This window comes from Arcobacter lacus, assembly GCF_003063295.1.
In the GTDB taxonomy this organism is placed as follows: domain Bacteria; phylum Campylobacterota; class Campylobacteria; order Campylobacterales; family Arcobacteraceae; genus Aliarcobacter; species Aliarcobacter lacus.
Genome location: NZ_MUXF01000019.1, coordinates 255,557 through 279,837, shown reverse-complemented (window position 1 = coordinate 279,837; position 24,281 = coordinate 255,557). Strand labels below are relative to the sequence as shown.

The window sequence follows — 24,281 nt, the reverse complement described above, 5'->3', positions numbered from 1 at the left end:
TATTAATGAAAAAAGTTGCTTTTATATTCCCAGGACAAGGAAGTCAAACTGTTGGGATGGGAAAAGATTTTTTTGAAAATAGTCAAATAGCAAAAGATATGATTTCAAATGCAAGTAAAAGATTAAATATTAATTTTGAGAAATTACTATTTGAAGAGAATGAAAATTTAGGAAAAACAGAATTTACTCAACCAGCAATTTTACTTGTTAGTTCAATTGCAAATGCTATTTTTAAAGAAAAATTTGATATTCAACCTGAGTTTGTTTTAGGACATTCATTAGGAGAATTTTCAGCTTTAGTATCTGCTGGAGCAATTGATTATTTAGATGCTATTGAATTAGTTCATAAAAGAGGTTTATTCATGACTGAGGCTTGTAGTGGTGGAAGCGCAGGAATGATGGCATTAGTAGGAATAGATGATGAAACAGTTGAAAAAATTTGTAAAGAACAAAGAGCAGAAGGAAAACAAGTTTGGCCAGCAAACTATAATATGGATGGACAACTTGTTCTTGCAGGAGTTAAAGCTGATTTAGAATCTTTAGTTGATACATTTAAAAGTGCAGGAGCAAAAAGAGCAATCGTTTTAGATATGAGTGTTGCATCACATTGTGAATTACTAAGAAGTGCTGTTGAAAATTTAAAACCATATTTACAAGAGTATTTAAATGATGAATTTTTACCAGTTATTTCAAATGTTAGTACAGAAGTTTATACAACAAAAGATGAAGCAATCGAATTATTATCTTCTCAACTTGTAAGTCCTGTAAAATATAAACAATCAGTAAAAGCACATGATAACAAAGTTGATTTATTTATTGAATTTGGAAATGGTGCAGTTTTAAAAGGTTTAAATAAAAAAATTACAGAAAAACCAACTTTAAATGTTTCTGATATGGCAACACTTGAAGCAGTAATTGGTGAATTAAATGACTAAATTAGCAATAATGGGAGCTATGGAAGAGGAAATTGAGCCTCTTTTATCTTATTTTGACAAAATAAATGTTGTAGAGTTTGCAAATAATAAATATTATGAAGTAAATTACAAAGGTCTTAATATTGTAATAGCTTATTCAAAAATTGGAAAAGTACATGCAAGTTTAACCGCTGCTATTATGATTGAAAAGTTTTCTTGTGATACTTTACTTTTTTCAGGAGTTGCTGGAGCTGTTAATCCAAAGCTACAAATTGGTGATTTAATAATTGCTGATAAACTTTGCCAACATGATTTAGACATTACTGCATTTGGACATCCTAATGGTTATGTTCCTGGAGGAAAAGTTTTTGTTGAAACTACAAAATCTTTAAGAGACATAGCAAAAAAAGTTGCAACAAAAAGTAATCTAAAAGTTATTGAAGGAACTATTGCAACTGGTGATCAGTTTGTTCATTCAAGTGAAAGAAAAGAGTTTATTCAAAATACTTTTAATGCTGATGCTTTAGAAATGGAAGGTGCAAGTGTTGCAGTTGTTTGTGATGCCTTAAATGTGCCATTTTTTATTTTAAGAGCAATTTCTGATAGTGCAGATATGGATGCTGGATTTGATTTTGATGAATTTTTAAAATCAAGTGCGAAAAACTCTGCAGATTATTTAATCAAGATTGTAGAAGAATTAATCAAATAATTTGTATATTTTTTATATAGAAAAAAGAAAGCTCAACTAATTTCTTTTCTATATAAAGCTATTTTATGTAGTTTTATCCTATACTAGTTCAAAATAAATTTTGAGGTTAATTATGGAAAAATTACATAGAATTGAAAAAGATTTTTTAGGTGAAAAAGAGATTGAACTGGATAAATATTATGGTGTTCAAACTTTAAGAGCAAAAGAAAATTTTAATATAACTACTCTTGGAATATCTATATTCCCAACTTTTATAATAGCTTTAGCAAAAGTAAAAAAAGCTTGTGCTTTAACAAACTATGAACTAGGTGACTTAACTGATATTCAAAAAAATGCTATAGTTCAAGCTTGTGATAGGATTATTGCAGGTGAGTTTCATGATCAATTTATAGTTGATCCTATTCAAGGTGGAGCGGGAACTTCTACAAATATGAATGCAAATGAAGTAATAGCAAATGTTGCTTTAGAGATTTTGGGTTATCCAAAAAGTTCTTATGACATTATCCATCCAAATAATCATATAAATATGAGCCAATCGACAAATGATGTTTATCCAACAGCAATAAAAATTGCTTTATATGAATTAATTTTTAAACTTCAAGATAGTCTTAAAATCTTAAGAGATTCTTTTCACAATAAAGCAGTGGAATTTAAAGATATTTTAAAAATGGGAAGAACTCAACTTCAAGATGCCGTTCCTATGACTTTAGGTCAAGAGTTTAAAACTTATGCAACAATGATAGATGATGATATTTTTAGACTGTCAAGAGCACAAGATATGCTAAAAGAGGTAAATCTAGGAGCAACAGCTATTGGAACTGGTATCAATACAAAACCAGAATATCAAGAATTGGTTATAAAAAATTTAAGAATAGTTACAGGAACTGAATACTATAAAGCAAATGATATGATAGAAGCTACTCAAGATACTGGTTCTTTTGTACAAATTTCTGGAAGATTTAAATCTATTGCAATAAAAGTTTCAAAAATTTGTAATGATTTAAGACTTTTAAGTTCAGGTCCAAGAGCTGGATTAAATGAGATAAATCTTCCTCCAATGCAACCAGGAAGTTCAATAATGCCAGGAAAAGTAAATCCAGTTATGCCAGAAGTTGTAAATCAAGTTGCTTTTGAAGTAATTGGTGCAGATACAACTATCGCAATAGCTAGTGAACACGGACAACTTCAACTAAATGTTTTTGAACCAATAATTGCATATAAATTATTTATTTCTATAAACATGATGAGAAGAGCATTTGAGAGTTTAGCTGAAAAGTGTATCAAAGGAATTACTGCAAATCCTGAAATTTGTATGAATAATGTTTTAAACTCTGCAACTTTAGTAACTTCGTTAAATCCAATTATTGGATATGAAAAAAGTTCAGCAATTGCAAAAGAAGCATTAAGAACTGGAAAAAGAGTTTATGATATTTTATTAGAACAAAATCTTTTTACAAAAGAAGAATTAGACGAACTTTTACAACCAAAAAATATGGTTCAAAACTATGATAAAATCTAAAATAACAGTTTTAAATACTGGTGGAACTTTTAATAAAAGATACAATCCAATAAGTGGTGAACTCGAAGTTCCAAAAGATAATATTGCTTTAGATGAAATAATAAAAAATTGTTTTAATGTAGATTTTGAAATTATAAATATCATTTCAAAAGATAGCTTAGAAATAATAGATGAAGATAGAAATATTTTGGTAGAAACTATAAAAAAGCTTGAAAATGAAAATATTATTATTGTTCATGGAACAGATACTATTGATAAAACAGCAAAATATTTGAGAGATAGGATAGATAATAAAAAAATAGTATTAACTGGTGCAATGATTCCTATGAGTATAAAAAAAGTTGAAGCAACTTTAAATTTTAGTATGGCAGTTGGATTTTTAAATGTTTCAGTACCAAATGATGTATATATTTCTATGCATGGAGCTGTAAAAAGTTATGATAAACTTTTAAAAAACAAACAATTAGGACAATTTTTGATAAAGGAATAAACAAAATGAAAGAGTTTTTAGCAGTTTTAAAATCTTGCGGTTATGATGCTTATTTTGTAAAGGATAAAGCAGAAGCTTTATCTTTAGCAAAAAGTTATATTAAGCCAAATATGAGTGTTGGACTTGGTGGAAGTGAAAGTGTAAAAGAGATAGGTTTACTTGACTTTTTATTGGACAATAAAGAGATTACTTTACATAATCAATATGAAGCTGGTATTTCTATGGAAGAGAACATCAAACGAAGAAAACAAGGATTAATTAGTGATATTTTTGTAACAAGTACAAATGCAATTACAAAAGACGGAAAACTTGTAAATGCTGATGGAAGTGGAAATAGAGTAGCTGCACTTTCTTATGGTCCAACAAATGTTTTATTAATCGTTGGAATTAATAAAATAGTTGATTCTTTAGAAGATGGTTTTAAACGAGTTATGGATGTTGCTGCAACAAAAAATATAGACAGAATGAATAAAAAAGCTATCTCTTTTGGAAAAGAACCAAAATATAACTTAGACAATATTGCACGTAAATTTTCTTGGATAAAAGCTGATGATGAAAAAGGAAGAATAATCATCATTTTAGTTGATGAAGAGTTGGGATATTAATACTAATTTTTTTATTTAAAAGTAACATAACTTCTTTTTAGATAAAATGCCCGAAAATTTAACAAACAAAATTTATGGTTTCCCTTTTTTATCGGAAACCAAAAAAAAGGATACAATTTATGGCATTATATACATGTGGACATATTATTCCCGATTCTGATTCAATCTGTTCAGCAATCTCTTTAGCTTACCTTTTAAATAAAATTGGACGTCCTGCAATTCCAGCAAGACAAGGTGAACCAAATCCAGAAACAAAATTTATTTTAGAAAAATTTGGATTTGAAGCTCCACTACTTAAAACATCTTTTGCAGGTGATGAACTATTTATCACTGATTATTCAGATGTTGCTCAAGCTCCACAAGAACTTGATAAAACTACAATTGTTGGAATAGTTGACCATCATAAACTTGGTGATATCACAACTTCTGCTCCTTTAGAGTGTTGGATTAGACCAGTTGGTTGTACAAATACAATCGTAAAAGAGATGTATGATTTTCATAAAGTTGAAATTCCTGCAAATATCGCTGGAATTATGATGTGTGCGATTTTATCTGATACAGTTATTTTCAAATCACCAACATGTACAGAAACAGATATCAAAGCTGTTAGAGAGTTAGCAAAAATCTGTGGAATAGAAGATTTTGGTGCACTTGGAATGGAAATGTTTAGAGTAAAATCAGCAGTTGCAGGAACTCCAATTAGAGAGCTTGTAATGAGAGATTATAAAAATTTCGATATGCACGGCTCTAAAGTAGGTATTGGACAACTTGAAGTTGTTGATGGAAGTGTTTTTGATGCAATCAAAGATGAATTAATGGCTGATATCAAAAAAGTAAAAGAAGAGCAAGGTTTACATACTGTTGCTTTACTTTTAACTGACATTATGAAAGAAGGAAGTGAAATTTTAGTAACTTCTGATGATACATCAATTTTTGAAAAAGCATTTAACTGTAAACTTGTAGATAATAAAGTTTGGTTAGATGGTTGTTTATCAAGAAAAAAACAAATTATTCCTTTCTTAGAACCTGCCTTCGCTTAAAATTTTACAAAGCCTTTAAGGCTTTGTAAGCAAATAAAAATTTCTCAATAAAAAACTTTTAGGAGAAAAAATGAAAAAACACTTAATTGAATTTTTAAAAGATATAGGTATAGAACCTACATTTATTACTATGAGTTTTATAATTATTGGTATTATTATTTTAACTGCCATTATTGTTCATATAATACTTCATAAAATTATTTTAAAATCTATAAAAAAAGTTGATAAAAAAAGACATAATTTTATAACTCAAAGCTTATTAGAATATAACCTTTTTCAAAGATTAGCACTTGTATTTCAAGGTTTGGTTGTATATTGGCAAACATCAATTTGGGTAGATAAACAAAGTGTAGTTTATGAAATATTTCAAACATTTTCACTTATTTGGATATCTATTTTTGGGCTTTTATCTTTTTATTCGATAGTTGATAAAAGTTTTAAAACACTTCATAATAAAACAAAAACACCATTTTTTGCTATGCAAAGTGTTATCCAAAGTATAAAACTCATCTTTGGAATAATATGTCTTATATATGTAATTTCTATACTATTAGATAAATCACCAGTTGCAATTTTAAGTGGACTTGGAGCAATGTCTGCTGTTTTAATGTTGGTATTTAAAGATACTATTTTAGGATTTACAGCAGGACTTCAACTTTCAACTAACAAAATGGTTCAAGTTGGAGATTGGATTGAAATGCCAAAATATGGTGCTGATGGAGATATTATAGATATTGGTTTAAATGTTGTAAAAGTAAGAAACTTTGATAAAACGATAACAACAATACCAACTTACGCTTTAGTATCAGATTCTTTTAAAAACTGGCAAGGAATGAGAGAATCAGGTGGAAGAAGAATAAAAAGAGCAGTTTTAATAGATATTAATTCAATATCTTTTTTAAATGAAGAAGATATAAAAAAATTAGAAAAAGCAAATCTTTTAACACCATATTTGCACACTAAACAATCAGAAATAAAAAACTATAACGAATCACACAATTTTGATTTAAGTGTAGCAATGAATGGTAGAAGACTTACAAATATTGGTACATTAAGAGCATATTTGGTTACATATTTAAAAAATCATCCAAATATAAACAAAGATATGACAATTATGGTAAGACAATTAGCTCCTAATGAATATGGAATACCTTTAGAAATATATTGTTTTACAGCTACAACAGTTTGGATTGATTATGAAAATATTCAATCAGATATTTTTGATCATATTTATTCAGTACTAAAAGAGTTTGGAATAAAACCATATCAATATGGCTAAGAAAAATTATTAAGTGAAAAAATATATAAAAAAGAGTATTCTTATGTTCAATTAATTTTTTTTAAAAGGATAATAATATGAAACACGAATTAATGAAATTACCTTATGCAATAGATGCATTAGCACCATGTATGTCACAAGAAACTTTAGAGTTTCACCATGGTAAACACCACCAAACTTATGTAAACAATTTAAATAATTTGATTCCAGGAACTGAGTTTGAAAACTTATCTTTAGAAGATATCGTAAAAAAATCAAGTGGTGGTGTTTTTAATAATGCTGCTCAAGTATTTAACCATGATTTTTTCTTTAGTGGTTTAACTCCAAATCAAGGTGCTATTCCAGCTTCTGTTGAAGCAGCTTTAACAAAAGCTTTTGGTTCAGTTGAAAAATTTAAAGAAGAGTTTACAGCTAAAGCTATCGGACAATTTGGTTCAGGTTGGGCTTGGTTAGTAAAAGATGCAAGTGGTGATTTAAAAATCGTTACAACTTCAAATGCAGGCTGTCCTATAACTGAAGGTTTAACTCCAGTTTTAACATGTGATGTTTGGGAACACGCTTACTATATTGATGTTAGAAATGCAAGACCTAAATTCTTAGAAAACTTCTGGCAATTAGTAAACTGGGATTTTGTAGCTAAAAACCTAGGATAAAAATAAAAGTATGGATTTTCCATACTTTTTTATAGATGAAATCAGATATCTTTAAAAATCCAAAACTAGACTTTATAGAGTTACGATATGTAGAAGATATCGAAGATTGTATAAAGATAGATTTACACGAAAAACTTATAATCACTGCAATAAAAAAATAAACATTTATTATTTCTTCGTTACAATTTACGAAAATTTAAAATATTAGAAAAATAATATATAAAAGCAAAGAATTTGATTTTAGGATAGAGTTAAGAATTATGATTATAGAAGCAAAAGAAAATGAATATAAAATTCTTACTGAAATCTGGGAAGATTCAGTAAGAGCTACACACACTTTTTTAGAAGAAACAGATATAAACTTCTTTCGACCAAAAATTTTAAATGAATATTTATATGCAGTTAAATTATATGTTTATAAAGATGAGTTTGGAAATATTTTAGGTTTTATTGGAATTGATGAAAATAAAGTTGAGATGCTTTTTATAAAATCAAAATATTTTAAAAAAGGTATTGGTAAAAAACTTTTAGAATATGTTATAAAAAATCATAATATAAATGAAATAGATGTAAATGAACAAAATCCAAATGCAGTAAATTTTTATAAATATTTAGGCTTTGAAGTTATAAATCGAAGTGAAAAAGATGGTTTTGGAAAACCTTTTCCCCTTTTACATATGAAACTAAATATATGAAATCAGATATCTTTAAAAATCAAAAATTAGACTTTATCGAGTTACGATATGTAGAAGATATTGAAGATTGTGTAAAGATGCATTTACACGAAGAACTTACAATCACTGCAATAAAAAAAGGTTCATTAAATCTTATTTTTAATGATACTTCAATAACAGTAAAAGCAAATGAAATTGCTATTATAAATAGTCAAATTCCTCATAGTGCAACAACAAATGAAAAGTCAAAAGATGGATATGTTTTATACTTGAAAAAAGATTATTTAATGAATTTAGATTTTAATTTTTCATCAGCTTTTGAGTTAATCAAAAATAGAAACATCTATAAAAGTTTTATAAAATTATGTGATTGTTTACTTGATATTAAAATCTCTTTGATAGAAAAAGAAGAAAATCTTTATCTATTTTGTCTTGCATTTTTTTCTTTTGAACAAACAGAACAAAACTATAAAGAAGAATCAACTTTAGCAATGAATATAAAAAAATATTTAGATGAAAATTATCTTGAAGAGTTTATTTTAGATGAGTTAGCTTTGAAGTTTGATTTAACAGTTGTTCATCTAATACGAGTATTTAAAAAAGAGTTTGGACTTCCAATTCATTCATATATTTTAAATAAAAAAGTTCATCTTGCAAAAGAGTTATTGACTTCAAATATTTCTATTTCTCAAATAGCACAAAATAGTGGTTTTTTTGACCAAAGCCACTTAAATAGAAGCTTTAAAAGAATCTTTCAAATTACACCAAAAGAGTATCAAAAAAATATTTTTTCAAAATGTTAATTTTGTACAAGATTTTATTTTTTGTAAAAGTTATAATTTGCAAAATTTAAAAAGGAGTTTATCGTGAGTGTAAATATTATAAAACAAATCATCTCTTTTTCTCTCCTCTGCCTCAAAACTTTCTAATACTTAAAATATAAAAAAACAAATCAAAAAATAAAAATTATAACGGAGTAAACCATGAGTTTCAAAAAATATCAACAATATCCTATTGTGCAAAATTTTAAAAGAGAGTGGGCAGATAAAACTATAACACACGCACCAATTTATTGTAGTGTAGATTTAAGAGATGGAAATCAAGCTTTGATAAATCCTTTAACGGTTGAGCAAAAATTGGAGTATTTTAAAGCTTTAGTAAAAATGGGCTTTAAACAAATAGAGGTTAGTTATCCAAGTGCTAGTGATACAGATTTTAACTTTACTAGAAAATTAATCGAAGAAGATTTAGTGCCAGATGATGTGGCTATTCAGATTTTAATTCCTGCAAAAAAAGAGTGGATTAAAAAAAGTGTAGAAGCTATGAGTGAAGTAAAAAATGGAATTTTTCACTTATATAATCCAACAAATGAGTTTCAAAGAAGAGTTGTTTTTCAAAAAAGTGATGATGAGATAATTCAAATGGCTGTTGAAGCTATGCAATATTTAGTTGAACTTACAAAAGATTTTAAAGGAAAAGTAACTTATCAATATTCACCAGAAAGCTTTTCTCAAACAGATTTAGAGTTTGCTGCAAAAATATGTAATGAAGTTATAAATGTGGTAAAACCAACAAAAGAAAATAAGATGATAATAAACTTACCAAATACTCTTGAAGCTTGTACAGCGAATGTTTATGCAGATAGAATAGAGTGGATGTGTAAGAATTTAGACAATCGAGAAGCTTTGATTATTAGTGTTCATCCTCATAATGATAGAGGAACTTCTGTGGCAAGTGCTGAGTTAGCTGTACTTGCAGGAGCAGACAAGATTGAGGGAACATTGTTTGGAAATGGTGAAAGAGCAGGGAACTTAGACATAATAAATTTTGCTTTTAATATCTATTCACAAGGAATTGACCCAAAACTTGATTTATCAATAATTGATGAGGTAAAAGCTATGTATGAAGAAAAAACACAACTTTTTGTACATCCAAGACATCCATTTGTTGGTGATATGATATTTACTGCTTTTAGTGGTGGACATCAAGATGCTATCAAAAAAGGAATAGATTTTTATAGACAAACAAATAGCCAAAGTTGGAATGTGCCATATTTACCAATTGACCCAAAAGATATAAAAAGAGGATATGAAAAAGTAATACGTGTAAACTCTCAATCAGGAAAAGGTGGAGCAAGTTTTATAATAAGTGAATTTTTAGGTGTAAACATGAACAAAGATGAAGCTATAAAATTTGGTTTAGTTATAAAAGAAGAATCTGATAAATTAAAAAGAGAGTTAGAAAAAGAAGAAATAATCGAACTATATAAAAAGTTAAATAGTTAAAAGTAAGTTTTAAAACTTACTTTTAATTTTATCTATATTCGATTTTTCCTTGACTTGCAAGTAATGCGCCACATAATTGGTATAAAACTCTTGAGCCAACATTTGCATCCCAACCATCAGCACTATCGCCAACTTCACAAAGGTCAAATCCTATGATATTTTTACCAGCTTTTACAATCATAAAAATAAGATGTTCAAGTTCTCCATATCTCAATCCTCCAGGAACTGGAGTTCCTGTATTTGGGCAGTTTAATGGCTCTAAACCATCAATGTCTATTGATAAATAAACATTTTGTGGAAGTTGATTTATATAAGGAGCAAAAACATCTTCAAGTGATTTTCCGCTAGCAAGTTCTGATTGCATTAAAGTATCATATAAACAGGCACCTTTTACCCCATAATTAATCATTCTAGTTGCTTCTTCTTTACTATAATCACGAATACCAACTTGAACTAGATTTGAAACTTTTTCACACTCTTTCATAACGTTATAAAAAATTGAAGCGTGAGAGTAAGTAAAACCTTCATAAGCTTCTCTTAAATCGTGGTGAGCATCAACGTGTAAGATACCAAATGATTCAGTTTGAGTATCACTTAAAGCTTTGATAAGTCCAAGAGGACAAGAGTGATCACCTCCAACAACTGCTACAAATTTCCCTTTTTTTATCTGTTCAAGAGATTTTTCATAAACCGAAGAGTTTAAAGTAACCGAAGCTTCATTTACAAATTTTAAAGCTTTTTTATTTGTTTTCCCATCTTCAAGAGCTTCAATAACTTTTAAAGCTTTTTTTCTTGCTTTGTTACTAAGCTTATGTAAACTTTTATCAGTTTCAAGCATAGCAATACCAGCAGTATATGGTTTGATATAGTGGTAGTTTTCTACATCTAATTGGTGGCTTGAAGTTCGTATAGCATCAGGTGCATTTGCAGTTCCTTGTCCAAATGAAACAGTAGCTTCCCAAGGAATTGGAACTAAAACTAAACTAGCTTCCTCTGGGTCTAATCTTCCACCGATAAATCCATCACCCTCAACAGGAGGAAGTCCAAGTTCTAATACTTTTATCTCTTCTTCTAAAGTTCTATAAGACATAATATTTCCTAATATTTTTTTGAATTATAAAATAATTATGGAAATAATAACGTTAATTTAGTGTTTTTATTCTATTTTTTGTAAGTTTACTTGTCATGATAGCAATTTTACAAAAATATTTTTAAGATAATTTATGATAACCTTTATCAAAAAAATAGGTAAATAAATGTTGAGATACTATGATGAACTTTTGTATTATGCTCAAAAGTTAGTAGGTGATAAAGAAAAAGCTAAAGATATTATTCAAGAAACATATATTAGAGTTCTTGAGTCAAAAGAGAAATATGATATTGAAAATGAAAGAGCATATTTATATAAAATAGCAAAAAATATAGTTGTTAAAGAAGCTTTGGAAAATCAAAAACTACAAACTACACTATTTGAAGAAAACTTACATTTTGGACCACCGTGTGAACAACCAGAAGAGATACTATTTCAAGAAGACCAAGAAAAGATTTTTATGCAGATTATAGAAGAACTACCACAAAGAGCAAAAGAAGCTTATCTTTTATATACTATTGAAGGATATAGTAGAAAAGAGATAGGAAATATGCTTGATATAACTTCAAATGCAGTGGAAAAACTTATAAAAAGAGCATCTTTAAAAGTAGAAGAAGAATTAGCAAAGAGAGGATTTTAAGTGAATATTGAAACTAAAATCAAAGAAGAAGCAACATATTGGCTAATACTTGAAAAAGAGGGCTTAAATAATGAACAAAAAGAGAAATTAAATCTTTGGTTAGAAGATGAGAATAATAAAAAAGCATATAATCGAATAAAATTTGTACATCAAATGTCAAAATCTTTATCAAAAGAAAATAGCCAAATTCTAACAAAAGAAATACACAATAAAATAAGCAAAAAAAAGCTTTCAAATAGAATAAAACATTTTTCAAGTGCAGCTGCAATTTTACTAATATTCTGTTTTTCAGCTTTTAAAGTTTATGAATATAACTTTAAAGTGCAGTTTTCACAAAATTTGATGACAGATAAAAGTAGCTTAAGTAAAGAACTTCCTGATGGTTCGCTTATCTTTGTAGATGCAAAAACAAATCTAAATATAGAGTATTTTAATGGAAAAAGAGAAATAAATCTAATAAATGGACGAGCTATGTTTGAAGTAGCAAAAGATGAAAATAGACTATTTATCATAAAAAGTAAAGACATAAATATAGAAGTAGTTGGAACAAAGTTTGAAGTTATCCATAAAGAAGATACAACTACAATAAATGTAGAAAATGGTGTAGTAAAAACTTACTTCTCTAAATATTTTTTTGATAAACAAAATCAAGCTATTCTGACAAAAGCTCAAAGTTTGACTTACTCAAATGAAATAGGTGCTATAAGTCAAATAAAAATTATAGAACCAGAAAAGATAGCTCTTTGGAGAGAAAATAAAATCTTATTTGATAAAACAACGCTAAAAGAGGCTTTGGAAGAGTTTTCAAAATATAGTGATATTTCAGTTTTATTTTTATCAAAAGAGTTAGAAAACTACTCTATAACTGGTGAATTTTCATCAACTCAACTTGATATATTTATAAAAACTATCTTAAAAATATATCCAATAAAAATAGAAAAAAATGAAAAAAGTTTAAGAATTTCAAAGAAATTTTGAAATTCTTAAAAATCTGTGTCCGTTTTTTGTAAATTTTTCACTCTTATATAACTGAAAACAATTATTATAATTGTTAAAATATATTTTGGAGAAAATTAAATGAATTTATTTAAGAAAAGTTTACTTAGTCCTACTGTTGCTTTACTTATTTGCTCAAGTGTTTATGCAGATAATATAAGCTATTCAATAGAAAAACAATCTTTAAAAGATGCTATAGAAAAGATATCTAAAAAAGCAAATAAACCATATATTGCAAGTGGTGAAATCTTTGATGGAAAAACTTCAAACGCTATCAAAGATATAACAGGTACACAAAATGCTTTAGATGAGGTATTAAAAAATAGTGGCTTAGAAGCTGTACTTGAAGATGGTGCTATTATCATAAAAAAATTGCTTGTTATTGGCAAAGGTACAGTTTTAGAGCCAATTTCAGTTAATGATAGTTATTTAGGAAGTACAACAGAAGGAACTAACTCATATACAACAGGAAGTATGAGAACAGCTACAAAACTTGATTTATCACTTAGAGAAACACCACAATCAGTTTCAGTTATAACACAACAAATGATTGAAGATAAAAAAATAGATGATTTTGATACCTTGATGAAAAATGTTACTGGTGTAAGAATTGATAAAGGAATCCAAGATAGTAGAGCTACTTACTATTTAAGAGGTTTTACTCTTGATTATTATCAAATGGATGGAATACCAATGCCTACTAATATGTATTCTATGAATAATTATAATATGGATAAATTTGATAGAGTTGAAATAGTAAAAGGAGCAAATGGACTTACATCAGGTGCAGGAAATCCAGCTGGTGCTATAAATATGATAAGAAAACATGCAAATAGCAAAGAGTTTACAGGTAGTGTAGATGCAAGTGCTGGAACTTGGGATACATATAAACTAAAAACAGATATTTCAACTCCATTAAATGATGATGGAAGTATAAGAGGAAGATTAGTAGCAAGTCATAAAGAAACAGATACTTTTAAAGATAGAGTACATAATGAAAATGATTTAGTTTATGCTGTAGTTGATGCAGATATTACAGATACTACTACAATTTCAGTAGGTGCAAGTTATGAAAAAGAAAAACTAGATGGAGATTCTTCAAATTTACCAGCTTTTTATAGTGATGGAACAAAAACAAACTTTGATAGATCAAAAAACTATTCATCTGATTGGTCATATTGGGATACGGAGCGAAAATCATATTTTTTAGATGTTAAACAGTATTTACCAAATGATATATTGTTAAATGCAGTTTATACTCATAATGACATAAATAATAACAATTTATATGGATATATAGATGTTTGGACTGGAAAATTAAATAAAGATGGTTCAGGATTAATATATCAAGAATTTGGAAATAATGTACAAGACATAAAAGAAGATAATATAGATGTTTATGCTTCAGTACCATTTAAACTTGGAAGTAGAGAACATGAAATAATCGCAGGATTTCAATACAATAGACAAAAAATTGATTTGGATATTAAAACTAATGGTACAGCACATACTATTGATAATTTCTTTACTCAAAATGGAAGTGGAGTTCCTTTAATGGGTACTCCTAATCCTCAACCAAAGTATGAAGATATAGATATAAAACAAACAGCTTTTTATATTAATGGAAAATTTGAGATAGTTGATGATTTAAAACTTATTCTTGGTGGAAGATTAACTAATTATGAAGATGAAACGTGGAATAAATACAGTGGCAATTCAAATTATAAGTTTGATAATGAATTTACACCTTTTGTAGGTTTAGTTTATGATATAGATGAAAATCATTCAGCATATGCAAGTTATACAGATATTTTTAAACCACAAAATGCAAGAGATAAAGATAATAAATTATTAGACCCAATTTTAGGGAAAAACTATGAAGTTGGAGTAAAAGGAGAGTATTTTGATAAAAAACTAAATGCTGGATTAACTTTATTTAGAATAGAACAAGATAATGTAGCTGAAGGTACGGGACAAAAGAATCAAGTAGGAAATCCTATTTCTGAAGCAAAAGATGGTGTAACTTCAAAAGGAGTTGAACTTGAAATAGGTGGAAAACTAACTGATAATTGGGATTTAAGTGCAGGATTTACACATTTTTCAGCTGAAGAGGCAAATGGAGAAAAATTTAATACAAGAGCACCAAGAAGTAATATAAATATTTTTACAAAATATAGTATCAATGACTTTAGTGTAGGTGCAGGAGTGAACTGGAAAAGTGATACTTATATAGGTTCAGGAGCAAGTAAAGTATCACAAGATGCTTATGCAACTGTTGATTTGATGGCTTCATATGATTTTTCTAAAAATCTAATAGGACAGTTAAATATTAATAACCTATTTGATAAAACTTATTATTCTGGATACTCAAGAAGTGAATATGCTTATGGTGATCCAATAAATGGAATGTTGAGTTTAAAATATAAATTCTAAAAAATATAAAGGAAGAAATCTTCCTTTATAAATTTAAGTGTAGAAATTTATTAATTTACAGTTAATTTAATATTAATTATTATGATTTATAATTTCTTTACTTAAGTTTATAACTTGTTTTGTAAACTTAATTCATAGGTGTATGGGTTTAGACTCTTTGTACGTTCGTTTCCTTGACTACAAAGTTTTATATTTAATTATGAGAATTTTGAGAATTGTTTCTTTCACCCCCCCCACTAAATCCCATCACCTATGATTTTCTCTAAGGCTTTGCCTTAAAGATTTCTAGTATATTTAAAAATTTTTCCTTTATATGGTTCATCTAAATAGTCTGTATTTATAGGCTCAAAAGATATACAAGAAAAACCATATTCTTCCATTTTGCTTGTAAATTTTCCTTGATGTCCTCTATTTGGATTAACTAAAATAACTTTACATTTTGGATTTGCATGAGCATTTATGAAAGCTGATAATAGTTCAGCATGATTTCTTTCATATAGTAAATCACTACCTATTATAAGGTCAAACTTTCCTAATTCTTCTGTAAATTCATCACTCCAACTAGTTCTTACAAAGGGTATTTCATCATCTTGATTTAATTGAGTATTTATATCTAAAAAGTTTTCTGCTTCAGGATGATAATCTGTTGCAGTTATATCAGCATTTAGTCGATTTAGAACCAAACTTGAAAGTCCTATTCCACAACCAACTTCTAAAATTCTTTTATTTTCAAAGTCATAGTCATATATAAAATTTGCCAAAACTTCGCTAGAAGGCCAAACAATTCCAAACAAAGGCCAAGTCGCACTTGAAATTCCTAGTTTTTCAGCTTTCTTTTCTTCATCACTAAATTGTTGTTTATCTCTTAGTGTCCTTAGATGTATATCATCTTCCCCAAACTCTATGGTTTGATATTTAAATCTAATATCTTTCATGACTCTGGTAAAGCTCTAATATTTTTTCTAAATTTAACCATTTAGTAGGTGTTATATTTTGTTTTTTCATCGCAATTCCTTATATCTCGCATTTTGATTCATTCTATCCAAAATATAGTATTAAAGCAAATTTGTAAGCTAAAATACTCAATTATACTCGACCAATAGGATATAATAGTGTTAAAAAAAGGAGATTTATGCAAAAAGTAGTTGGAATTTTTGTTTTTGATGATATAGAAGTTTTAGATTTTTGTGGACCATTTGAGGTTTTAAGTGTAACAAGACTTGATGAATCAAAGAGGTTAGAATCTCTTTCTCCTTTTGATGTAAAACTTGTAGCTATGACAAAAGAGGTTATTTTTACAAAAGGAAATATGAAAATAATACCAGACTTTGATTTTAAAACTTGTCCAAAACTTGATATTTTGATAGTTCCAGGTGGAATGGGAACAAGAAAGCTTATGTATGATGAAAGAGTTTTAGATTTTATAAGCCAAAAAGCAAAAGAGGTAGAATTATTGACTTCTGTTTGTACGGGTTCTCTTATTTTAGCAAGTGCAAAACTACTTGATGGTGTAAATGCTACAACACACTGGAAAAGTCTTCAAAGAATGGAAGATGAATTTAAAAATGTAAAAGTGTGTAAAGATAAACACTTTGTAGAAGATGGAAATATCATCTCAAGTGCAGGAATCTCAGCAGGAATTGATATGGCACTTTATATTGTAAAAAGATATTTTGGAGAAAATGTTTCAAGAGCAACTGCAAAACATATGGAATATCCATATTTAGAAGAGAATAAAAGAAGAATAGAAATATAAAAATCTTTCAAAATGCAATATTTTAGAAGTTAAATTTATTTTTACGTTAGAATTTATTTGATTCTACATAAAGGTAATATAATGAGTGATATATCAAATCTAGTAGTTTATAATGATGGAGAGTTAGAACTCAAAGTTTCGGTAAATGGTGAAAATATTTGGCTTACTCAATTGCAAATGTCAGAGTTGTTTGATACTAGTAGTGATAATATAGGATTACATCTAAAAAATATTTATAAAGAAAAAGAACTAGATGAAAATTTAACTACCGAGAATTACTCGGTAGTTCGACAAGAAGGAACTAGAAAAGTAACAAGAGTAATAAAACACTATAATTTAGATGCAATTATTTGTGTTGGATATAGAGTGAGTTCAAATAAGGCTACAAAATTTCGTCAATGGGCAACTTCTATTTTGAAAAATTATATTCAAAATGGATACGTAATAAATCATTATAAAATAACAGAACAAAGATTACTATTATTAGAAAATGATGTAAATGTTATAAAATCTAAAATAAAAGAAAATAAACTTAAGTGTTAAAGAAATTTTAGAAAAATTAAATTAGGAAAGAATATGGCAGAACTTTTAAAAGATTTATATTCAAAAGAGTTTATTGAAAAATTAGGTGAAAAACTTTTTATGGTTTATCCTAATTTTCAAAAAAAAGAGTTTATAGAAAATGTATTTTGTTCTATTTGGCAAGAGTTGGAATTAAAACCTAGAATGAGACATATTTCTATGATTTTGCACAAACATTTGCCTTTTTCATATAAAGAACAACTTGATATATTAAAAAAAGTAAAAGAAGATTTTGGTGGACTTGAAGCTATGATTTTTCAAGATTTTGTTGAGGTTTTTGGACTTGATGATTTAAAAGAGTCTTTAAAAGCTTTGGAAGTTTTTACCATAGATTCAAGTAGTGAATTTGCAATAAGACAATTTATACTTAAGTATGAAGAAGAGACTATGAATCAAATGAAACTTTGGGCAAAATCTTCAAATGAACATTTAAGAAGATTAGCTAGTGAAGGTTGCAGACCTAGACTTCCTTGGGCTATTGCATTACCAAAGTTTAAAGAAAATCCAAAAAAAGTGCTTGAAATAATAGAACTTCTAAAAAATGACAAATCAAAATATGTTCAAAAAAGTGTAGCGAATAATCTAAATGATATTTCAAAAGATAATCCTAATTTTGTAATAGAATTTGTAAAAGATAATTTAGGTTTTTCAAAAGAGCTTGATTTTATTTGTAAGCATGGAAGTAGAACTTTACTTAAAAGTGGAAATATAGAAGTTCTAAAGCTTTTTAGTTTTGAAAAAGTAAATCATATAAATATATCAGATTTTTATTGTGATGAGAGCGTAGAAATAGGGCAAGATTTGAACTTTTCTTTTCAACTTAAATCTGATGAAAAACTAGGAAGTATAAGAGTCGAATATATAATAAAATATTTAAAACAAAAAAATAAATATAGTCAAAAAATATTTATGATAACTCAAAGTGATTTTAAAGAGAAGTTAAAAAGATTTAATAAAAAGCAGAGTTTCAAAGATATGACTACACGAAAACATATAAGAGGAGAACATAGTTTAAGTATAGTCATAAATGGAGAAAAAATTATCGAAAAACCTTTTGTTGTAAATTAAATTATTTACAACTTGCAGGAACTTCAAAATTTATATCGATTTCACTCCAAGACTTACCGTGGTGGAAAGGTTTCGCAACTGCACTAAGTTGAGCCCAAGCTTTATCAACACCAAAAGCTAGAACATCAAGTTTTCCAGTTGCTTTGATAGTATCACCTTCAGTTTTATATGAAAATGGAATAACTTTTGTAACACCATTCATTTTAAATTCCACATCCATTGAATTTTCACCAACTTTTACGATTTTTACATCAACTTTACCTGCATCTTTTTCAAATATTTTAAAGAAACTATTTCTTATATTATTATCTCTAACTGTTGCCATAGCAGCAGGCCATTGTGCTTTAACATTACTCATATCAGCATGTGTATCAATAGACATGGCATCTATATTTAGTGTTGCATTTAATAATTTTTCACTTGGGAAATTGCTAATAGCAGTTTTGAAAGTATTTTTTGTAACCACATAAGATTTATCTTCAGCTCCATAAAATGTGAAGTCATATTTTAATTTGTCTGAACAAACACCAGCATATAAAGAACTTGTCATTAACGCAAGACCTAAAGTTGAAATAACTACTTTTTTCATATTTATCCTTTTTTAAAAATACAAAATTTTATCAGAAGTAAAATAATGATAATCTTAATCACTATCACTAAAATTTAATTTATTTATAATTTTGTATAATAATATTTAGATATGAAAAAAGGAATATTGTGACACCAGCAATTAATCTATTAAAAAAAAATAAATGTGATTTTAAAATACATAAATATGAGCACGATTCAGATTGTACAAATTTTGGAGATGAAGCAGTTGAAAAACTGGGATTAGATGCGAATCAAGTATATAAAACTTTACTTGTAGAATTAACTCCAAAAGAGTTAGTTGTTTGTGTTTTACCAGTTGCAAACCAACTAAGTCTTAAAGAAGTAGCAACTATTTTTGGTGTAAAAAAAGCTGAAATGGCTTCAAAAGATGAGGCACAAAAAGTAACTGGATATTTACTTGGAGGAATTTCTCCTTTAGGACAAAAAAAACTTCTTAGAACAGTTTTAGATGAGAGTACAAAAAGTTTTGAAACTATTTTTATAAGTGGTGGAAAAAGAGGACTTGATATAGAAGTGAAACCAAAAGATTTAGAAGTTCTTTTAAAAGCAAAAATAGGTAAGATTACGGCATAGGGAAAATTTATAAAAGGAGTATATCATGAGTAAAAATAAAGGTGAACCAACTTTAGAAAAAATTGATGATTATAATGGAAATGAATCAAAACAAAAAAGAAATATGGTAAGACTTGTAGTAGTTTTACTTTTAGTGTTTGGTGCAGTTCTTACATATCTTAATCAACCAACACAAAATGAATTAAAAAAAGTGGAAGAGAAAACAGCAATTCCTGCTAAATAACTACTTCCATCTCCAATATCTTAGAAAAGTATATTTTACTTTGTGAATAGTTGTAAATATCTTTTCTAAGCTCATACTTTTTCCAATTATTATCAATATAACTGAGATTAAAATCAAAGATATTCCAATTGATATTTGAAGAGTAAATTTTTCATCAAAAATTGTAACACCGATTAAAACAGCAGTAAGTGGTTCAAATGCCCCAACAATAGCAGTTGGAGTTGAACCAATAATTTGGATAGCTTTTGCTAAAAAAATCAAAGATAATATTGTAGGAACAATTGCTAACATCAAAGCATATAACCACATATTAGTTGTTGTTAAAAGTTGAATAGATTTTGAACTATCAAAAAGAGAGTAGATACATATCGTTAAAGTACAAAATATTGATACATAAAAAGTAAGTTTAATTGAAGACATAAATATCGAAGATTTGTTTGAAACTACGATATAAATGGCATAAAATAATGCTGAAAATAAAACTATCATTACACCAATAAAGTTTAGTTTTATATCTCCACCTTTATATAATAAAGCTATTCCTACAAGTGCTAAAAATATAGATATTGTAGTTATTAGTGATATTTTTTCTTTGAAAAAGATTGCTAAAATAATAGCAACAAATACAGGAAAAACAAAAAGAATCGTACAAGCAATTCCTGCATCCATATATAAAAAACTACTGTATAAAGCTAAAGCAGATATTCCAAATAGAACTCCCATTATAGCTAAGATAAAAATTTCTCTTTTTGTAACATAAAAAGATTTTTTTTGAAATATCATCAATAAACCAAGAAGAATTGAAGCTAAGAAAAATCGATAAAATATAACACTATTTGCGTTTAATCCTTCTTCATATAGAAATAAAGCACCTAAAGGATTTGTCCCATAACAAATTGCTGAGATAATACCAAATAAGATACCTTTTAATTTTTCATTCATTTTAATACTTTGTCTGAATTTTTGTGCAATTCTATAACAATATAGCTTATTTGAGTGTTTAAGTGGCTTTTTTATATACTTTTGCAAAAAATTAAGGATTTATTATGATGAAAAGAACTCTTTTAGCTTTTTCAGCTATTAGTTTATTATCTTCTATATATGCAAATGATTTCGATACAAGAGTTTATGTTGGTGCAACTTCAGGAAAACTTGATGGAGAAAGATATAATCAATTCGGAGTTGGTTATACAGCAAATACAAAATTAGATAATGACATTTTACTTGGATTTGGAAATAGTGTTTATTATGGAGAAGTAACAAGTAATAAAAGTGCTACAACTGTTGATTTAGATTTAAGAGTTGGTTATGAATTAGTAAGAGATTTAACAGCTTATGCAATAGGTACAGGTGTTTATCAATATTATGATGATACTTCAGCAACTGGACTTGGATATGGTGGTTCTTTAGAGTATAAATTTACAAGAAATTTTGCATTAGAAGGAACATATAAAACTGTTGAAATGGATCATAACTCACACAAATATGATTATGATACTACAAACTTAGCAGTTAAGTTCAGCTATTAAAAGCTGAACTTATTGTTTTAGATTTGTGAAATTTTGAGAAGGTTTTCCTATATGCCAACCTTGGTAGTAATCGATTTTTAAAGTATCTAAAACTTTTATAATATCTTCATTTTCTACAAACTCAGCAATTGTTTGAATATTTAACTCTTTTGCTAAAGTAATCATACTACTTACAAATGCTTTATCTTTTTCATCATTATTTATATTTATAATAAAATCACCATCAATTTTTAGATAATCAATAGGGAATTTTTTTACATAGTGGAATGATGAAAAACCAGCTCCAAAGTCATCTATTGCAAATTTGAAACCTTCTGATTTTAAATTATGCACAAATTTTTCTAATAGAGTAAAGTTTTTAACAGTTTCTCTTTCTGTTATTTCAAATACGATTTTTTGTTTATCAATATCATATTTTTTTGCAAATTCATTTATTTTATCTATAAAATTCCCAATAATAAGTGATTTTGGAGATAGATTGATAAATAAAAGACCTTTGTATAAACTATCTTGAATCTTTTGGAAAGCTTTTTCTATAACCATTAAATCCATTATGTTAATTAATCCTTTAGATTCAGCAATTTCTATAAATTCAAAAGCTGAAATGATTTTATCATCTTGATGGATTCTCATTAGAAGTTCATGAATAACAATATCACTATCTTTTGAAGATGGTTTTATTGGTTGGAAATATGGCTCTATTTTATTATTTTCAATAGCTTTTAAAAGAAGAGCAGTTTTTTCTTGTTTTAGTTTTAAAATATCTGAAATATCATTTTTTGTTGGTATTTTAATAGCGTTTTTACCTTCTTCTTTTGCTTGATACATCATAGAATCAGCGATAATAAACATATCTTTTTGAGAAGTTGTATGTGTTGGATAAACACAAATTCCAATCGAAATAGTAATTCCAATATTTGAACCATCTGGCGCAATTATTTTTTCTGTTGCCATTTTTTTTGAAATTCTATTTGCAACTATCAATGCTTCTTTTTCTGTACATTCTGGAAGTATTATTGTAAATTCATCTCCTCCATATCTAGCAACTATATCTTCATCTCTTTTCTCTTTTTTTAGAGTACTTGCAACAGTTTGAAGTAAAGTATCACCAAAAGAGTGACCAAAATTATCGTTTATAGGTTTAAAGTTATCACAATCTATAACCATTAAAGCAAATGAATAATTATGTCTTTGAGCTCTTTTTATTTCATATCTCATCATATCATTAAATACTCTTTGATTAAACAAATCAGTTAATGGATCTCTTGCTGCATAATATTCTAAATCTTGAGTATATTTGTTTATAGCTTTAACTGAACCAACTAAGTTTGCCATAGTTGTTAAAATAGATTCAACAATTATATGTCTTATTGGATCATCAGAGAATACTGATTGTAAACCAATACCTACTATTCCTCCAATTTTTGGAGTATCCAAAAATAGTGATTTTGTTTTATATTCAAAAGAATCTTCATTTAAAAAAGATAAATTTTCATTTTTATTTGCAATAATATGTTTAACTTTAAAGTCAGTTAGTCCCTCGAAATAATCAGACTCTTTTATAGTTTTATAAATATATTTATCAAACATATGAAGTTGTATTTCACTTGGAGTTGCAATCCAGAAAACATCTACTTCAAACTGGTCTTCTGAAACTCTAAATATAGTTACTAAAGTGTAAGTTTCCATAATTTTATTTATTTCAAGTAGTAAATCACTGATATATTCTCGCCAATCTTTTACTACATCAGAAGTTATTATAAATTTATCTAAAAGTTTTACTTCAAATTCTAATAATTCTTTATCAACAGCTATGTTTTTGAGCCTTTCTGCCATTAAATCAACATTTTTAATGATTCCATTAAATTCTTTGAAATATAAATCTAGATTTTTTGAATCAAATTCTTTAAAATCTTGTATTGAGTTTATACTTTCAACTTTACCATGGAATAACTCTAAATTGTCTGTAATTTTTTTAGTTGTATATCTTGAAGAGATAAAAGCTAAAATATAAAAAATTGGAATAATTACTAAGAAAAATGCAATAAATTGATATTTAGTTTCATCAAAAATAGAGTTTAGATTTTGTTTAACTTCTATTACCCCTAAAATATCACCTTCATTTACATTTGGATGACAAGCTTTGCAATCTGTTATCGCTTTTAAAGGTAAAATATTTCTTACGATATTGTTGTTAAAGCTATCGAGTTTATCAATTTTTCCATTTAAAACATCAACTAAAGTTATATCTTTTTCTTTTTCTTTTATTTCCCCATAAATCGCTTTTACTTTATCTGCTCTATAGATATTTACTTCATAATTACTTCCTTGAAAATTGTTTTCCAAAGAGTTTGTAAAAAGCATAACATCATCTCTACTCCAACCTTTTTTCATAACTTGATACATAGATGAGAAAAGTTGATTTGATATTGCTTGAGCTTGAACTAATGCCTCTTTTTTAGCTAAAGATGTATGTAAATATATACTAAAAATAAAAGATATTAGAAATACAATAGACACTAAAATTATTTGTCTTGAAAAGATATAATTTTTGAAAGTTTTTTTCATAAAGGACCTTGTGTGATTTGTAATTTATAATGATAACTTATTT

At 27.2% G+C, this 24,281-nt stretch carries 25 protein-coding genes; 20 read left to right on the top strand and 5 right to left on the bottom strand.

Annotated features, from left to right (window positions below):
• The first annotated feature begins 5 nt into the window (after positions 1-5).
• The 11 genes from fabD to B0175_RS10020 all read left to right on the top strand — a co-directional run bounded on the left by fabD (position 6) and on the right by B0175_RS10020 (position 10,168).
• Entirely contained in the window at positions 6-935 is a 930-nt protein-coding gene (fabD, locus tag B0175_RS10075; RefSeq protein WP_004509817.1) for an ACP S-malonyltransferase, read from the top strand.
• A complete protein-coding gene (locus B0175_RS10070; protein WP_108528437.1) occupies positions 928-1,623 on the top strand; it encodes a 5'-methylthioadenosine/adenosylhomocysteine nucleosidase in 696 nt (231 codons plus the stop codon). The genes fabD and B0175_RS10070 overlap by 8 nt, the downstream gene beginning before the upstream one ends.
• A gap of 112 nt (positions 1,624-1,735) precedes the next feature.
• Positions 1,736-3,142: an aspartate ammonia-lyase gene (gene aspA / locus B0175_RS10065; RefSeq protein WP_108528436.1), complete on the top strand. Its 1,407-nt coding sequence runs from the start codon at positions 1,736-1,738 to the stop codon at positions 3,140-3,142.
• Positions 3,129-3,632, top strand: a complete 504-nt coding sequence (locus tag B0175_RS10060; protein ID WP_108528435.1) for an asparaginase domain-containing protein — start codon at positions 3,129-3,131, stop codon at positions 3,630-3,632. The genes aspA and B0175_RS10060 overlap by 14 nt, the downstream gene beginning before the upstream one ends.
• Positions 3,633-3,637: 5 nt before the next feature.
• Positions 3,638-4,237: a lactate utilization protein gene (locus B0175_RS10055; protein WP_108528434.1), complete on the top strand. Its 600-nt coding sequence runs from the start codon at positions 3,638-3,640 to the stop codon at positions 4,235-4,237.
• A 119-nt stretch (positions 4,238-4,356) separates the two neighbouring features.
• On the top strand, positions 4,357-5,277 hold the full coding sequence (locus B0175_RS10050; protein WP_108528433.1) for a manganese-dependent inorganic pyrophosphatase: 921 nt from the start codon (positions 4,357-4,359) through the stop codon (positions 5,275-5,277).
• 70 nt (positions 5,278-5,347) lie between these two features.
• Positions 5,348-6,556: a mechanosensitive ion channel family protein gene (locus tag B0175_RS10045; protein ID WP_108528432.1), complete on the top strand. Its 1,209-nt coding sequence runs from the start codon at positions 5,348-5,350 to the stop codon at positions 6,554-6,556.
• Positions 6,557-6,633: 77 nt separating this feature from the next.
• Positions 6,634-7,209 carry a superoxide dismutase gene (locus B0175_RS10040; RefSeq protein ID WP_004509807.1) on the top strand — a complete coding sequence of 192 codons (576 nt, stop codon included), beginning with the start codon at positions 6,634-6,636 and terminating at the stop codon, positions 7,207-7,209.
• 260 nt (positions 7,210-7,469) lie between these two features.
• The gene (locus tag B0175_RS10030; RefSeq protein WP_108528431.1) at positions 7,470-7,904 is read left to right on the top strand and encodes a GNAT family N-acetyltransferase; all 435 of its coding nucleotides are present in this window, start codon (positions 7,470-7,472) and stop codon (positions 7,902-7,904) included.
• Entirely contained in the window at positions 7,901-8,686 is a 786-nt protein-coding gene (locus B0175_RS10025; protein WP_108528430.1) for a helix-turn-helix domain-containing protein, read from the top strand. Before B0175_RS10030 ends, B0175_RS10025 begins: the two co-directional genes overlap by 4 nt.
• Positions 8,687-8,866: 180 nt before the next feature.
• Complete coding sequence (locus B0175_RS10020; protein WP_108528429.1) at positions 8,867-10,168, top strand: 2-isopropylmalate synthase; 1,302 nt, start codon at positions 8,867-8,869, stop codon at positions 10,166-10,168.
• A 28-nt stretch (positions 10,169-10,196) separates the two neighbouring features.
• On the opposite strand, the gene B0175_RS10015 is transcribed toward B0175_RS10020, so the two are convergent.
• Entirely contained in the window at positions 10,197-11,258 is a 1,062-nt protein-coding gene (locus tag B0175_RS10015; RefSeq protein WP_108528428.1) for an agmatinase family protein, read from the bottom strand.
• A 166-nt stretch (positions 11,259-11,424) separates the two neighbouring features.
• On the opposite strand from B0175_RS10015, the gene B0175_RS10010 reads away from it, so the two are divergent.
• The 3 genes from B0175_RS10010 to B0175_RS10000 all read left to right on the top strand — a co-directional run bounded on the left by B0175_RS10010 (position 11,425) and on the right by B0175_RS10000 (position 15,327).
• On the top strand, positions 11,425-11,898 hold the full coding sequence (locus B0175_RS10010; protein WP_108528427.1) for an RNA polymerase sigma factor: 474 nt from the start codon (positions 11,425-11,427) through the stop codon (positions 11,896-11,898).
• Positions 11,899-12,876 carry a FecR family protein gene (locus B0175_RS10005; RefSeq protein ID WP_108528426.1) on the top strand — a complete coding sequence of 326 codons (978 nt, stop codon included), beginning with the start codon at positions 11,899-11,901 and terminating at the stop codon, positions 12,874-12,876.
• Positions 12,877-12,975: 99 nt separating this feature from the next.
• Complete coding sequence (locus tag B0175_RS10000; RefSeq protein WP_108528425.1) at positions 12,976-15,327, top strand: TonB-dependent siderophore receptor; 2,352 nt, start codon at positions 12,976-12,978, stop codon at positions 15,325-15,327.
• A gap of 275 nt (positions 15,328-15,602) precedes the next feature.
• Here B0175_RS10000 and B0175_RS09995 read toward each other — a convergent pair whose 3' ends face one another.
• Positions 15,603-16,262, bottom strand: a complete 660-nt coding sequence (locus B0175_RS09995) for a class I SAM-dependent methyltransferase (protein ID WP_046997739.1) — start codon at positions 16,260-16,262, stop codon at positions 15,603-15,605.
• 197 nt (positions 16,263-16,459) lie between these two features.
• On the opposite strand from B0175_RS09995, the gene B0175_RS09990 reads away from it, so the two are divergent.
• From B0175_RS09990 to B0175_RS09980, 3 genes are all read left to right on the top strand, one after another.
• Positions 16,460-17,083, top strand: coding sequence for a DJ-1/PfpI family protein (locus B0175_RS09990; RefSeq protein WP_108528424.1), 624 nt, complete (start codon positions 16,460-16,462; stop codon positions 17,081-17,083).
• A gap of 81 nt (positions 17,084-17,164) precedes the next feature.
• A complete protein-coding gene (locus B0175_RS09985) occupies positions 17,165-17,626 on the top strand; it encodes a virulence RhuM family protein (protein WP_108528423.1) in 462 nt (153 codons plus the stop codon).
• Positions 17,627-17,659: 33 nt separating this feature from the next.
• Complete coding sequence (locus tag B0175_RS09980) at positions 17,660-18,733, top strand: DNA alkylation repair protein (RefSeq protein ID WP_108528422.1); 1,074 nt, start codon at positions 17,660-17,662, stop codon at positions 18,731-18,733.
• A 1-nt stretch (position 18,734) separates the two neighbouring features.
• Here B0175_RS09980 and B0175_RS09975 read toward each other — a convergent pair whose 3' ends face one another.
• Positions 18,735-19,322: a YceI family protein gene (locus B0175_RS09975; RefSeq protein WP_108528421.1), complete on the bottom strand. Its 588-nt coding sequence runs from the start codon at positions 19,320-19,322 to the stop codon at positions 18,735-18,737.
• A 128-nt stretch (positions 19,323-19,450) separates the two neighbouring features.
• Here B0175_RS09975 and ybaK point away from each other — a divergent pair, with 128 nt between their 5' ends.
• Together ybaK and B0175_RS09965 are read left to right on the top strand one after the other, a co-directional pair.
• On the top strand, positions 19,451-19,918 hold the full coding sequence (gene ybaK, locus B0175_RS09970) for a Cys-tRNA(Pro) deacylase (RefSeq protein WP_004509789.1): 468 nt from the start codon (positions 19,451-19,453) through the stop codon (positions 19,916-19,918).
• 25 nt (positions 19,919-19,943) lie between these two features.
• Positions 19,944-20,141 (top strand): hypothetical protein, encoded by a 198-nt coding sequence (locus tag B0175_RS09965; RefSeq protein ID WP_108528420.1) that lies wholly within the window; start codon positions 19,944-19,946, stop codon positions 20,139-20,141.
• Here the strand turns inward: B0175_RS09965 and B0175_RS09960 are convergent, their stop codons facing one another.
• Positions 20,142-21,083, bottom strand: a complete 942-nt coding sequence (locus tag B0175_RS09960; protein ID WP_108528419.1) for a DMT family transporter — start codon at positions 21,081-21,083, stop codon at positions 20,142-20,144.
• 104 nt (positions 21,084-21,187) lie between these two features.
• Here B0175_RS09960 and B0175_RS09955 point away from each other — a divergent pair, with 104 nt between their 5' ends.
• Positions 21,188-21,670: an outer membrane beta-barrel protein gene (locus tag B0175_RS09955; RefSeq protein ID WP_108528418.1), complete on the top strand. Its 483-nt coding sequence runs from the start codon at positions 21,188-21,190 to the stop codon at positions 21,668-21,670.
• Between the two features lie 9 nt (positions 21,671-21,679).
• On the opposite strand, the gene B0175_RS09950 is transcribed toward B0175_RS09955, so the two are convergent.
• Positions 21,680-24,238 carry a putative bifunctional diguanylate cyclase/phosphodiesterase gene (locus tag B0175_RS09950; RefSeq protein WP_108528417.1) on the bottom strand — a complete coding sequence of 853 codons (2,559 nt, stop codon included), beginning with the start codon at positions 24,236-24,238 and terminating at the stop codon, positions 21,680-21,682.
• Positions 24,239-24,281: the final 43 nt, after the last annotated feature.